This window comes from Gimesia alba, assembly GCF_007744675.1.
GTDB lineage: Bacteria > Planctomycetota > Planctomycetia > Planctomycetales > Planctomycetaceae > Gimesia > Gimesia alba.
The window spans coordinates 1,747,221-1,761,174 of record NZ_CP036269.1 but is presented as its reverse complement, the minus strand read 5'-3'; the positions used below and the strand labels follow the sequence as shown (position 1 = coordinate 1,761,174).

The following is a 13,954-nucleotide window of genomic DNA, read 5'->3' as shown; positions in this document are numbered from 1 at the left end:
CCGGCCCATTTTATCGAACAGATTCCCATTTGGGGAGCGCCACGCCTCACGATGATCTTAATAATTGGATTTTCGGTACATCAGGTGATATAATTGCCTGTGCACGCTTCTTAAGTGCGGGCCAGATCAGGAAAATACGCCAGGCTAATGAACATATCTCCTCAAAAACGCGTTTTAATCATTGATGATGACGAAGGGCTGACTGAGCCCCTGCAAATGGCATTGGAAGCCGCCGGTTATCAAGTGTTAACGGCTCATGACGGCAACGAAGGCGTCATGAAAATCGAACGGGACGCCCCCGACCTCGTCCTGCTGGATCTGGTCATGCCCCGCCGTAGCGGCTTTGCCGTCTTGGACAGCATTATCAACCAAAAACACAGGGCTCCCCGCATCATCATGGTCACAGGCAACACCGAAGCCAAATACCGGGAACTGGCCCTCGAACGAGGCGTCGACCGCTTCATTCCCAAACCGTATCAAATCGACGATCTGGTGGAAGCGGTGAATGAACTGTTGAAAAGTGAATCAACGGAATAACATTCGCAGGCAAAAAACATCCCCGGGTGGGACCGAATGCAATTCGGTCTGAGCGAAGCGAGCAGGAGGTTGCAGCTCAATCGCACAAATCAGATAAGAACACACTAAATTTCAATCAACAAAGAAAATCAGGCCCACCCTTTCACTATAGATCGGGTACACTGCGACCTCCTGTTGTCTCGCGACAACTCCGAATTTCATTCGGAGCCACCCAGATACGTTTTTAAATCTTTGGCCAGCTGATTGGTACACCCACTGATTTACTTAATTCGTAATGACGCGCCGAGCTCCATGCCCATTCTGTGATGCTATTCACCAATCCTTTTCTGACGGGGTTCATGTGCATGTAGTTTAATTTTTCTTCGATCTTATATTCCGACTCAATTTCAAAAGAATAATAGCGTTTCTGCCAAATGGGGTCTTCTTTTGCAAAGGTTCCTGCGTACTGGCTTTGATGTTGAATGAACAATTTGATTGAACGACTCGAACTCCGCTTCCAATCTCTCATGAACACACTCAGTTTACCAAGTTCTTGAAACCAGATCAGACAGTGAACGTGATCGGGCATAATCACGAAACCAACACAGACTTCATTATGCCTTGTCAGCTCATGATTCAGTGTTCCTAAAACACGTTTTTTTGCATCGTCATGATCCAGACACCTGCGATTTCCAAAACAGGAAAACGTAATAAAATGGACATATCTCTGATCATCGAAGATGCGTCGTTTGCTCATCACTCAATAATAGCAAACAGAATGTTCACTGCGAGTTTTTCTTTTCAGAAACTCAAAAGGGGTGGGACCGAATGTAATTCGGTCCGAGCGAAGCGAGCAGGAGGTCGCAGTTTAATCATACGAGTCAGAAGAAAGCACACCAAATCTTAATCAAAAAAGAAAATCAGGCCCGCCCTTTCACCAAAGATCGGGTACACTGACACATCCTGTTGTCTCACGACAACTCCGAATTACATTCGGAGCCACCCGGTGATGCTCTAAAAACTTATCCACCGCCAATGGCGGGCAGAAAGTGAATTTCACTTTCGGGGGAGACTTTTTGTGCGAGGCCGCGGGGAGTCACATTTTGATCGACTGTGACAGCCATCCCTGCCCTGAGTTTTCCCTCAGGGCAGAGATGGTCTAGTACACCCGGAAACTGTTGATCCAGAGATTGAACCGCTTCCAGTACGGTGGCCCCTTCCACATTTACTTCTTCCTCTCCCTCACAAAACGGTCTGAGCAAGGGGGGAATAAACAGACGAGGCATACTCGGTTCAACTCCTGATCAAGACTCTTTTTTCAACAGCTCGTGCAGCACGCGTGGTGGCGACATCGGCAGTTCATACAACCGCACGCCAACGGCATTGTGAATTGCTGCTTCCAGAGCAGCCGGCGGTGGTACGATGGGAACTTCTCCCACGCCACGCACGCCATAGGGATGACCTGGGTTAGGCACTTCCACGATAATCGCATCAATCATCGGCAGGTCATAGCAGGTGGGAATCCGGTAATCGAGGAAGTTCGCATTCCGCATACTACCTTCTTCGTCATACCAGTATTCTTCGTTCAAGCCCCAGCCAATTCCCTGTACGGCGCCCCCCTGAATCTGTCCTTCAACATAGGACGGGTGAATCGCCGTTCCACAATCCTGGGCGGCCGTGTAACGCAAAATATCCACTTTCCCGGTATCGGGGTCCACTTCCACATCGACCAGATGGGTGCCAAACGCGCCGCCTGGTTCGTTGTGATTGGATACACCACGCCCAACCAACGGCTCACCTGTCAGAGATAATTCGATGGCGATTTCTTTAAAAGTCATCGACTTATCCGGCCCGATGACGGAACCGTCTTCGTAGGAGACTTGCTCCGGATCAACTTCCCATAGCTCAGCCGCTCGGGCGACAATCTGTCGCTGCAAGTCTTTGGCGGCTTCATAAGCGGCCCAACCTGTCGCATACGTCACGCGGCTGCCGCCGGTCACGTCGGTGTAACCGACACTGTCGGTATCGACCACAGCTGGCTTGATGTCTTCGGCCGTTAATCCTAGTGTTTCGGCAAACTGCATCGCGATCGCGGTACGGGAACCACCAATATCAGTCGAACCTTCCAGCAGACCAACCGAACCATCTGAGTTGACTGTCGCCGTCACAGCCGACTTCAGCCCGGCATTGAACCAGAAACCGGAGCCAATACCCCGGCCCTGATTTTTTCCGGTCAGCGGCGTCTTGTAATGTTCGCTGTTTTTGATGGCTTCCAGTGTTTCCACCAGACCGATGCGGGGATACGTTACGCCGTCAATGCGGCGTGTTCCTTCTTTCGCGGCATTCAGCAAACGAAAGTCAACCGGTTCCATGCCCAGTATTTCACAAAGCTCGTCCACCACTGTTTCGGTTGCGAAGGCAGCATTCGTTGCCCCCGGTGCGCGATACGCGTTGGTTCGCGGCTTATTGACGCAAACGTCAAACCCTTCTACGCGCCCATTGGGAATGTCATAGCAGGAAAAAACGCACATCGCCCCGGCCCCGATTGGTGAACCGGGATAGCCGCCTGCTTCATACGCCATCCAGGCATCGGCGGCGGTGATACGCCCATCGGCATCAACGCCCATTTTGATTTTGATCGCAGACGCGGGAGTGGGGCCTGATGCCTCTAGAACGTCGGCCCGGTCCATCACCAGTTGCACGGGCGCCCCTGATTTACGCGACAACACCGCAGCCACGGGTGCCAGATAAACAGAGATCTTGCCTCCAAACCCGCCCCCAATTTCCGCAGGAACGACTTTCACACGTGCCAGAGGCACATCCAGTAATTCGGCAACTTGCTGACGAACAGAAAACGTTCCCTGGGTCGACGTCCAGACGGTAATCTGTCCATCGTTGTTCCAGAGTGCGGTCGCGACGTGCGGCTCGATATATCCCTGATGCACGGTCGCTGTGCGGAACTCCCGCTCGACAATATGTTCCGCTTCGGCGAATCCCTTTTCGAGATCCCCTTTTTCAAAAACGATGTGCTTGGCGATATTGCTTGGCTTGTCGCCCTTCTCACCGGTGGAGGCTTCTTCTGTCCGCACATCCGGATTTAAAACGGGGGCCGAATCTTCCATTGCTTTCAGCACATCCAAAACCGGAGGCAGAACTTCATATTCAACTTCGATCAGGCTGGCCGCTTCCTGGGCAATATGCAGATTATCCGCGGCGACCGCAGCAACGGCGTGCCCTTTATACAGCACTTTGGTGCGTGCCAGGTTATTGCTGCTGAGATGGTTCAGAACAACCGACCCTTCACCCAGTTCGGCAATTTTGTCGCCGGGCTCTGGTAGATCCGAACTGGTGGCAACCGCACGCACGCCCGGTAATGCTTCCGCCTTCGAGATATCAATCGACTTGATATTCGCGTGCGCATGTGGACTGCGTAGAATCGCGCCGTAAATCATGCCTTTGACTTTAATGTCCGCACCATACAACGCACGGCCTGTGACTTTGTCAGCACCGTCGTGACGAATGGGACGGGTGCCGATCACTTTGTATTTGGGGGCCTCGTCACTTCCTTCTGCTGCTTTGGTTTCATCAATGGTCGCCATTAGACAGTCTCCTTTTCACATGAAGCCGATTGTCCTGCCCGTTGTTCAGCCGCCTGCTGAATCGCACGTACAATTTTGTCATAGCCGGTGCAGCGACACAGATTGCCCGCCATCGAGAAACGAATTTCTTCTTCGGTCGGGTTGGGATTCTCATCCAGAAACGCTTTGGCTGCCATGATATAACCTGGAGTACAGATTCCGCACTGCAAAGCCGCGTTTTCCAGAAAGGCTTCCTGCAGGGGATCCAAACCATCGCCGGGTGCCAGACCTTCGATGGTTTCGATGTCGGCGCCTTCCATTTCCACTCCCAGCACCATACAGCTATTGACGGCTTTGCCATCTACAACCACTGAGCAGGCACCACAGTTTCCGTTCGAGCAGCCTTCTTTGGCACCGGTCAGGTTCAGGGTATTACGTAATATTTCGAGTAATGTCTGCCGGGGCTGGCAGAGGAACTCCTCTTCACGGCCGTTGATAGTCGCGGTTACGATCCGTTTCTTCGCCATTGAAAAGTCCTTATTAAAAAAATCTGATTTTGTTTCAATTATTGAGAGATTCATCCGATAAAACGCTGAATCATCCGCGAGCACGTTCGACCGCTTTTTTAATCACACGTTCGGTTAAGACGCCGGTCACATGAGTTCGAAACTCCTGGGTCCCCCGCATATCGGTAATCGGATGCACAACGGCTTTCGCAGCGGCAGCCGCCTTCTGAATGGTTTCGTCATTCACCGGCTGACCGGCGAGCGCCGCACTGGCTTCCTCTGCATAAAATGGCTTGGCGGCAACCGCCCCCAGACCGATGCGGGCAGAGACAAAGTTTTCACCACTCTCATCCAATATCACGGATGCACCCACGCCGACCACGGCAATATCCATCTCGTTACGGGGAATAAACCGGCGATAATGCGAGCCACTGTGTGGCGGACGCGGAGGAAATTTGAGTTCGACAATAATCTCGCCCGGTTCCAGAATGTTTTGACCTGGGCCGGTACAGAATTGATCGACGGGAACCTCTTTGGTGCCGGAGGGCCCGGAAATCACCACGGTCGCATCCAAAGCGATTAAAGCCGGCGTTGAATCGGCGGCGGCACCGGCATTCGCCAGGTTTCCCCCGACACTGGCCCGGTTTTGAATCTGCATCCCGCCAATAATATTGCTGCTGTCGGCAATCGCTGAATATTTTTCGATAATTCCTGGATGTTCGTAAATCTGGTAACAGGGGACAGCGGCACCCAACCTGAGACCTTCGTCATTCAGTTCCAGCACCATCAGTTCCGGGATTTTCTTCAAATCGACAATCAGATCCGCAGACAACCTGCCTGTTCGCACATGATCGATTAGATCGGTTCCCCCCGCCAGCGGGCGGGCACTTCCATTACTCTTGGCTAACAGGCCAACGGCATCAGCCACTGAAGTGGGGGCTTCATAGTCAAAGTCTCGCATAGCAGGTTCATCCCTCTCCAAATTGTCTTGATCATCATCCATTCGCGAGCGAATCTCAGATCATTGATCCAGTTTCACTGAAGCTCTATTATCAATCACCGGTGTGGTAACATCAATGCAACCAAAGATGAAGAAACACCGTATTTCCTATTTTTATAATTTCCTTAAGAATAAAGCTTCACACCATGCTGACAAGTCTGATTCTCACCTGTGAGACCAGAAAAGTTCTGATTGACTTCCCCTCAACACTTACCTCGTCTATTCAGATTTGTTAATCTGCTTCCCAGTCAACAACATACAGAAAAAAAAGGGGTTGCCAGCGGCCCATTTATCAAGAGGCTAACCCAACACTCGATCGAGTGTTTTCGTAAGACAATGAGTGACAGGATGTCAGTAATCAAAGCCGTTTATCCATTAAACTCCCTTGGCCTGTGGACTCAGACAAAACCTAATTGGAATACAGAAAGTGCAGACTGCACTCAGAGGCAGGTTACATAAGTGGCACGAAAAAAAGCGTCTTCAAGCCTGAATCAAAAATTTGAACAGCGAACACAGGAGCTCGGCCAGCAGATTTGGGGTCTGCTGGAACGTCGCGAGCCCACCATGTTCGAAAAACGCTGGTGGGATGATCGGATTCTCTCCTGGGCGATGGCTGACGAATCGGTCAAAGTGCAAATGTTCCGTTTTGTGGACGTATTGCCGATGCTCCGCTCGCATGAATCCATTGTCAGGCACCTGCAGGAATACTTCGAAGATGTCCGCAAGCATCTTCCCTGGGCGGCCCGGATCGGTCTGGAATTATCACAGCCGAATTCCGTGCTGGGGCGTGCCCTGGCATTGAACGCCCGCTCCAATGCACGTCGGATGGCCAGCCGTTTTATCGCCGGGTCCACAGTGGAAGAAGTGCATCGCACTGTCGATCGGCTCAGAAATGAAAACTTTGCCTACACGCTCGACCTGCTGGGGGAAGCCGTCATTAGCGAAGCGGAAGCCGAGGCGTATCTGCAATCCTATCTGGATCTGATCAAAGGCCTGGCACCCCGCGTCAAAAAATGGTCAGAAAACGTACAACTCGACTGGGATAATCAGGGACATCTTCCCAGAACCAACGTTTCCATCAAACTGTCGGCGCTCTGCAGCCAGTTCAAGCCTACAGATCCGGTCGGCACAATGGCTGCGGTCCAGCCGCGTTTGAGAACACTGCTGCGAAGTGCCATGAAGTACGATGCCTACCTGCACGTTGATATGGAGCAGAACTCTTATAAACCATTGACGCTGGAAATCTTCAAACAGACTTTGATGGAAAAGGAATTCTGCGACTTTGATAACGTTGGTATTGTCATCCAGGCCTATCAGCCGGCAGCTGAACAAGACCTGACGGACCTCTTAAAATGGGCCAAGAAACGAAAAACGCCCGTCTGGGTCAGACTCGTCAAAGGCGCTTACTGGGATTATGAAACGATCACATCTCAGTATCATCACTGGCCGATCCCCGTGTTTCAGGAAAAATGGGAATCGGATGCCAACTTTGAAAAACTGACACAAACGCTTTTGCAAAATCACCAATGGCTGCGGCCCGCCTTCGGCAGCCATAACATGCGCAGCCTGGCACATGCCATCGCCGTCGCACATGAACTGGATATTCCCCCTTCTGCTTATGAAATCCAGATGCTGTATGGCATGGGGAAAGAACAGGCACAGGTCTTTGTAGAAATGGGACACCGCGTCCGCATTTACACGCCGTTCGGCGAACTCATTCCCGGCATGGCCTATCTGGTCAGACGATTGCTGGAAAACACTTCTAACGACTCTTTCCTTCGACAAAGCTTTACCGAGCACGTCAACCTGGAGACTTTGATGATGAACCCGTCCGACCACGCCAAGAAATCAACCGTGAAGAAAGATTCTGAAGAACCAAGTGGCTTCCAGAATGAACCGTTGATTGACTTCAGCCTGGAAGAATCCCGCACCCGGATGCAGGAAGCTCTGGAATCGGTCTCTGATCAGTTTGGTAAAGAATACCCGCTCTTAATCAACGGACGTGCCATCGATACCAAAGCCACCATCACCTCGCGCAATCCATCACACTTTTCCGAATCGCTGGGAGTCGTTTCATCCGCCTCTGCCGACGATGCGATCGACGCCATTGATGCTGCTCGCCGGGCATTTCCTGCTTGGTCGAAAACCGAACCGCAGTACCGATCCGAATACCTGGAATTGATCGCCGCCAACATGCGTCGCAAGCGATTTGAACTGGCCGCCTGGATGGTTTATGAGTGTGGGAAGCCCTGGGAAGAAGCGGACGGCGATGTCGCGGAAGCCATTGACTTCTGCATGTATTACGCCGACCAGATGCGCAAAATGGCAGAGCCCCTGAACTGCGACGTTCCTGGCGAAGAAAACGTTTACTTCTATCGTCCCCGTGGAACGGTCGCGGTGATCGCGCCCTGGAACTTCCCGCTGGCGATTTTGACCGGTATGACAGCCGCCGCGTTAGTCACCGGAAATACGGTCGTGATGAAACCGGCTGAGCAGTCTTCCATCGTCGCCGCCAAACTGATGGACCTGATACACGAATCCGGTATTCCCGATGGCGTTGTGAACTTCCTGCCCGGGATCGGTGAAGAAGTCGGCCCCGAATTAGTTGGCAGTCCTGACGTGGAAATGATCACCTTCACCGGCTCGCGGAATGTTGGTCTGTCGATCAATGAAACGGCTTCGGAAACCGACATTCGCCAGAAGATGGTCAAACGGGTCATCGCCGAAATGGGGGGTAAAAATGCAATCATCGTCGACGATGACGCCGACCTCGATGAAGCCGTCCTGGGAGTCATTCATTCCGCATTCAACTATGCCGGCCAGAAATGCTCTGCCTGTTCGCGCGTCATCGTGCTCGAATCCATTCATGACGTATTTGTGAATCGTCTCGTAGAAGCGACCAAAAGTTTGAAAATTGGTCCTGCCGAAGATCCCGGCACAATTGTCGGTCCCGTGATTGATGAAGACGCCAAACAGAAAATTCTGGAATACATTGAAATCGGCAAAGAGGAAGCCACTCTTGCTTTGGCCTGTGATACTTCAGAACTCGACGAGGAAGGCCATTTCGTCGGCCCCCACATTTTCACTGATGTGGACTCTAGTTGTCAGATTGCTCAGGAAGAAATTTTCGGTCCTGTGCTGGCGGTGATGAAAGCAGAAGACTTTGAAGAAGCGATTTCAATCGCCAATGACACGCCTTACGCACTCACCGCGGGCATCTTCAGCCGCAGCCCCGCGCATCTGCAGAAAGCGAAGATGGAACTGGTAGCCGGTAACATCTATCTCAACCGAGGCATCACCGGAGCGATGGTCGAACGTCATCCGTTCGGCGGCTTTAAAATGTCTGGTATCGGCAGCAAAACGGGAGGCCCGGATTACCTGCTCCAGTTTGTCGTTCCAGTCAACGTCACCGAAAATACCATGCGCCGCGGCTTTGCTCCCACAGCGACCAGCGAGAAAGCCGAAGAATAGTTCTACCGCCATTATCCGCGAAGCAAACTACTTTTCATCGCTTGGATACCACCTCTGAATCTCATGTGAAACCAGACTGCCACAAGGCATTCAAGCGATTGAAAAATGCGCGCCAGGTCCACTTGCTCAAAACAACACTCTGAACTGAGTACACCACCTGTCGACTCCTCGACCTTGGTATTAGCCTCTGTACTCTTGAGCAATATCGAAATTCGCTAAAAGGAGGGAGATCACTTCAGCACGATCCCCCTCAGTTTCGATTGTTGCGATTCTACCGATCCAGCATTTCTCAGATCATTTAAAAAGTCAGATCAATTACCGTTGTTGCCAAATTGCAACATATGTTTTTGATGGCATCTGGGAAAATACCGGGAACGAACTCGACCCGGATTTTCCAGTGCCAAGGCATCGCGCTGACAGCAACCACAACGTGTACACCTTAAACGGTTAGCAAAAACACTTTGTTCAACTTTTTGAGATGTGGGGCCAATGTTTTCAATGAGGAGCACTTCACAATTGAGTACCCGGATCGGGTTCTCATGGAGTCTCATTTACAAAACTCATTGAGCTGCCAAAAGCGCGCTGAATGGATCAAAACTCTGCCTGATCTAAAAAACAGCGAGAACAAAAGCAGGAATAATGAAGTGTCCAATCAGGAACAAGAATCAGCACAACAGCAAAACCAGTCAAGCAGGTCGGGCCGTGATTTAAAAAAAGGCACGACACAACAAAAGGTGTTACAGCCCGTCCGGTTGTACCACAATTTAAAGGTGCGCATTCTGCTGCCCGTGGTGATCGCAATGGTAGTCATACTGGGATGTGGTCTGTTCGGGATGTATTGGCAGGATCGACAGGCCATCGACTCAGATGTGCACGCCCGGGTCAAAGGGGCACAACAGGTTCTGGCAAATCAGCTCGATGAAGATGCTTCATTGTTGATCGGATTTCAACAGTTTCTTGCCGACAATGAAAAACTCCAAGAAGCCTGGTTTTCTAAAGACCGTGAAGAACTGCTGCGACAGGCAACTCCGATCTATGAAAAAATCAACAAATCAAACCGAGTCACCCACTTCTACTTTATCGACCTTGAGCACACCTGTTTTTTACGTGTGCATCGCCCTTCACAATTCGGTGATACCATCAGACGCAAAACGATGAAGCAGGCAGCCACAACGGGGAAAACAACCTACGGCATCGAATTAGGAAAATTCGGACACTTCACGCTACGTGTCGTAAAACCCTGGTTCGTTAACGGTAAACATGTCGGATACATCGAACTGGGCGAAGAAATTGAACACATCACCCCCAAGCTATCGGAAACTCTGGGAGTACAAGTTGTGTTCGCCATCGAAAAACGCTGTCTCGACCAGAAACAATGGGAACAAGGACTTAAAATTCTGGGACACGCCGGAAACTGGGACCAGTTATCAAATTTTGTCATCATCGATAAGACAATCGGATCAGTCCCCCAAAAATTGTTATCCCAAATTGACTCCGGCAAAACAGAAAACACACAAATCTCACTTACAGATTCATCAACCGGAAAAATGTATCATGGTGGGATCATGCCCCTAATGGACGCCGGCGATCAACAGGTTGGCAGTCTCGTGATCATGAAAGACATCACCCAGCAGACTGCAGAACTACGCAGGATGGCAAGCCTGTTGCTCATCGTTGGTTTCGTGGTAGGCGGAGTCCTGTTTGCTGTCTGTTACATCTACATTTCATCTCTCAGAAATGTCTCAAAACAACTCATCGAAACGGCACACCAGGCAGGTAAGGCCGAAATTGCCACAAGTGTTTTACACAACGTTGGAAACGTACTCAACAGCGTCAATGTTTCTGCAGGCCTGATCCAGGACAATGTCCTCAAATCCAGTGCCCATAATCTGACCAAAGCCATCGACGTCATGCAACAACACCTGGACGACATCGGCGACTTTGTGACCAATGATGACCGAGGAAAACACCTACCGCGGTTTCTGATCGACGTTAGCCAACAGATATCAAGCGAGGAAGAGTCGATTCTTGAAGAAGTCCACTCTCTGATCAGAAACATCGATCACATCAAAGCCGTCGTAGCATCCCAGCAAAAGAACGCGAATGGTACTGCCGGAGTTCTCGAAGAATTTTCGCTGGTCGAATTACTGGAAGACGCAATCAACATTAACACTGCTTCAATGGAGCGGCATTCAGTCAAAATCGTGCGAAAATTCGACGATATTGAACCAGTAGTTTCTGACAAACAACTTTTACTACAAATCATTGTGAATCTGATCAGCAACGCGAAATACGCCTGTATGGAAAGCGGAAATAAAAAACACTTATTAACGGTTCGCTTGAAACACAAGGCACAAGATCGGGTCGTGATCGAAGTACAGGATAACGGCATGGGAATCACTGCTGAAAACCTGACAAAAATCTTCTCCCACGGATTCACAACTCGTAAAGAAGGCCACGGTTTCGGTCTCCATAGTGCAATCCTGGCGGCAAGAGAACTGGGCGGGAGCCTGACCGCTTCCAGTGATGGCCCTGGAACAGGCGCCACTTTTACACTGGAAATACCGTACCAGAAGGCAGGGACTATGCTATGCACGAAATAAATGAAACACGCAATCGACGCATCCTTGTCATTGATGACAACGAAGCCATTCATGATGACTTCAAGAAAATCCTGGCAGGCAGCGTAAAGCCAAACTCAACCAGCGACTCCTATGCCGCCTTTTTTGGCGAGCAGGCAGCGACGTCCGATGAACTTGCATTCGATGTCGATACCGCTTCACAAGGACAGGCAGGCCTGGAAAAGGTCCGCCAGTCAATTCAGGACGACCAACCCTATGCGATGGCATTTGTCGACATTCGCATGCCTCCCGGCTGGGATGGCATTGAAACCGTCGGGCGTCTCTGGGAAGTGGATCCTGATCTGCTGATTGTGATCTGCACGGCTTACAACGACTATAACTGGACCGAAATGTCACAACGGCTCGGCTGCATGGACCGCTGGCTGATCCTGAAAAAACCATTTGACAACGTGGAGGTCAGACAGCTTGCCTCTTCCCTCACGGAAAAATGGGACCTGGCCAGGAAAGCCGAGCTGAAAATCAGCGAACTACAGCAGACCGTCGGAACCACAAACCGTGAACTGGCGGCGTTTCGCAAAGCGGTTGACGCGGCAGGCATTGTCGCAATGATCGGCGTGGACGGCACAATTCTGGAAGCGAATGACAACTTCTGCAAAGTCTCAGGCTATTCCCACGACGAACTTGTGGGGCAGAACCATAACATCGTCCTCTCCGATCATCACCCGGACGAGTTTTTCGAGGAACTATACGCCACGGTCGAACAAAACAAAATCTGGCGGGGCGAGATCTGCAACCGTGCGAAAGATGGATCACTCTACTGGGTCGATACCACGATTGTTCCCATGCTGGATGAACATGATAAGACAGTCAGCTACTTCACACTGCGAATTGAAATCAGCGATCGCAAAAGACTGATGGGGCAACTCCACACACAAGCCTATAACGATTCCCTGACCGGGCTGCCGAACCGGGCATCGATTCTGGATTCCATTCAGACTGCGATAGACCGCGGCCCAAACCATCATTTTGCACTGCTATTCCTCGATTTCGATCGCTTCAAATTAATCAACGACAGTCTCGGACATGACATGGGAGATGAACTCTTAAAGGAAATCGCCCAACGATTACGCACAACCCTGCGGGGCACTGATCAAATCAAACCTGCCCGACTGGGGGGCGATGAATTCGTCGTGCTGCTCAACAGGCTCACTAACCTGGACGATGCCACTGTCGTAGCAGAACGTCTACTCGATGTTTTTTCCCAAAGCTATCAATTGGGAGCACATACGGTTTACTCGACGGCAAGTATCGGCGTAGTCACCAGTGAATTTCAATATCAATCTGCCAGTGATATGCTCCGCGATGCCGACCTGGCGATGTACAAGGCAAAAGCAGCCGGGCATGGTAGCTATCTGATCTTTGATCAGACCATGCGAGAAAAAGCGCAATATCGACTGCAACTCGAAGGTGATCTGCGGACAGCGATTTCACAAAACGAATTCTCCCTGTTCTATCAACCCATTGTCTCACTGGAATCAGGAAAACTGGAAGGGCTCGAGGCATTAGTCCGTTGGACGCATCCGGATCGCGGACTGATCAGTCCTGATGATTTCATTCCTGTCGCAGAAGAAACCGGCCTGATCGGTGCTATCGGACAATGGTGCCTGGATGCAGCATGCCAGCAATTCGCAGAATGGAGACAGACATTTGGCGACGATGCACCAGGATTTCTGCATGTCAATGTCTCGCGCAGACAATTGCTGGACCCCAACCTGGCAAAACTCGTCGAACAGGTCATCCAGAAACATGCAATCCCCCCGGAACACCTGCACCTGGAAGTGACCGAGAGTCTGATCATGGAGGACCAAAAAACATTTATCCCCATTTTGAAAAAACTTCGGAAATCAGGAATCAAGATCGACATGGATGACTTCGGTACCGGTCATTCGTCTTTGTCTTGCCTGCATGAATTCCCACTCGATGTACTAAAAATCGACCGTTCCTTTGTGATGAATGCCAAACATGTTCGCGACTACGCAGCCTTGCTCCAGGCCATTCTGACTCTCGCAGATAACCTGGAATTACAAGTCGTAGCGGAAGGAATCACCGACAGCGAACAGTTGATCCTCTTACAGGCCCTCGGCTGCGAATATGGACAAGGCTACTTATTCTCAGAGCCATGCACGACCGAAGAAATCCAGTCCCTGTTCGGCTCCCAGATCGATTGGACTCAAAATTCATCGGAAATGCAGACAGCAACAACATAACACTCTAAATACCAGTAAAAAACAGACGTAGATC

General features: G+C 50.7%; 9 protein-coding genes. 4 read left to right on the top strand and 5 right to left on the bottom strand.

The features are described 5' to 3' along the window. Positions 1–147: 147 nt before the first annotated feature. The gene (locus Pan241w_RS06855) at positions 148–537 is read left to right on the top strand and encodes a response regulator transcription factor (RefSeq protein ID WP_145212866.1); all 390 of its coding nucleotides are present in this window, start codon (positions 148–150) and stop codon (positions 535–537) included. A gap of 223 nt (positions 538–760) precedes the next feature. On the opposite strand, the gene Pan241w_RS06850 is transcribed toward Pan241w_RS06855, so the two are convergent. From Pan241w_RS06850 to Pan241w_RS06830, 5 genes are all read right to left on the bottom strand, one after another. Next, positions 761–1,273 carry an REP-associated tyrosine transposase gene (locus Pan241w_RS06850; protein WP_145212863.1) on the bottom strand — a complete coding sequence of 171 codons (513 nt, stop codon included), beginning with the start codon at positions 1,271–1,273 and terminating at the stop codon, positions 761–763. A gap of 265 nt (positions 1,274–1,538) precedes the next feature. Further along, on the bottom strand, positions 1,539–1,802 hold the full coding sequence (locus Pan241w_RS06845) for a MoaD/ThiS family protein (RefSeq protein ID WP_145212860.1): 264 nt from the start codon (positions 1,800–1,802) through the stop codon (positions 1,539–1,541). Between the two features lie 18 nt (positions 1,803–1,820). Further along, positions 1,821–4,115, bottom strand: a complete 2,295-nt coding sequence (locus Pan241w_RS06840) for a xanthine dehydrogenase family protein molybdopterin-binding subunit (RefSeq protein ID WP_145212856.1) — start codon at positions 4,113–4,115, stop codon at positions 1,821–1,823. Continuing rightward, complete coding sequence (locus tag Pan241w_RS06835) at positions 4,115–4,621, bottom strand: (2Fe-2S)-binding protein (protein ID WP_145212852.1); 507 nt, start codon at positions 4,619–4,621, stop codon at positions 4,115–4,117. Before Pan241w_RS06835 ends, Pan241w_RS06840 begins: the two co-directional genes overlap by 1 nt. A 70-nt stretch (positions 4,622–4,691) precedes the next feature. Next, complete coding sequence (locus Pan241w_RS06830; RefSeq protein ID WP_145212849.1) at positions 4,692–5,561, bottom strand: FAD binding domain-containing protein; 870 nt, start codon at positions 5,559–5,561, stop codon at positions 4,692–4,694. A gap of 498 nt (positions 5,562–6,059) precedes the next feature. Between Pan241w_RS06830 and pruA the strand changes: the two genes are divergently transcribed. From pruA to Pan241w_RS06815, 3 genes are all read left to right on the top strand, one after another. Further along, positions 6,060–9,071 carry an L-glutamate gamma-semialdehyde dehydrogenase gene (pruA, locus tag Pan241w_RS06825; RefSeq protein ID WP_145212846.1) on the top strand — a complete coding sequence of 1,004 codons (3,012 nt, stop codon included), beginning with the start codon at positions 6,060–6,062 and terminating at the stop codon, positions 9,069–9,071. A 644-nt stretch (positions 9,072–9,715) separates the two neighbouring features. Then, on the top strand, positions 9,716–11,674 hold the full coding sequence (locus tag Pan241w_RS06820) for a cache domain-containing protein (protein ID WP_198000361.1): 1,959 nt from the start codon (positions 9,716–9,718) through the stop codon (positions 11,672–11,674). Beyond that, complete coding sequence (locus Pan241w_RS06815; RefSeq protein ID WP_145212840.1) at positions 11,662–13,920, top strand: GGDEF/EAL domain-containing response regulator; 2,259 nt, start codon at positions 11,662–11,664, stop codon at positions 13,918–13,920. Before Pan241w_RS06820 ends, Pan241w_RS06815 begins: the two co-directional genes overlap by 13 nt. Positions 13,921–13,954: the final 34 nt, after the last annotated feature.

What these genes read in the sequence shown, in the direction of transcription:
- Pan241w_RS06855 (WP_145212866.1), top strand. Translation starts at nt 148, where the DNA reads ATGAACATATCTCCTCAAAAACGCGTTTTAATCATTGATGATGACGAA.
- Pan241w_RS06850 (WP_145212863.1), bottom strand. Translation starts at nt 1,273, where the DNA reads ATGAGCAAACGACGCATCTTCGATGATCAGAGATATGTCCATTTTATT.
- Pan241w_RS06845 (WP_145212860.1), bottom strand. Translation starts at nt 1,802, where the DNA reads ATGCCTCGTCTGTTTATTCCCCCCTTGCTCAGACCGTTTTGTGAGGGA.
- Pan241w_RS06840 (WP_145212856.1), bottom strand. Translation starts at nt 4,115, where the DNA reads ATGGCGACCATTGATGAAACCAAAGCAGCAGAAGGAAGTGACGAGGCC.
- Pan241w_RS06835 (WP_145212852.1), bottom strand. Translation starts at nt 4,621, where the DNA reads ATGGCGAAGAAACGGATCGTAACCGCGACTATCAACGGCCGTGAAGAG.
- Pan241w_RS06830 (WP_145212849.1), bottom strand. Translation starts at nt 5,561, where the DNA reads ATGCGAGACTTTGACTATGAAGCCCCCACTTCAGTGGCTGATGCCGTT.
- Pan241w_RS06815 (WP_145212840.1), top strand. Translation starts at nt 11,662, where the DNA reads ATGCACGAAATAAATGAAACACGCAATCGACGCATCCTTGTCATTGAT.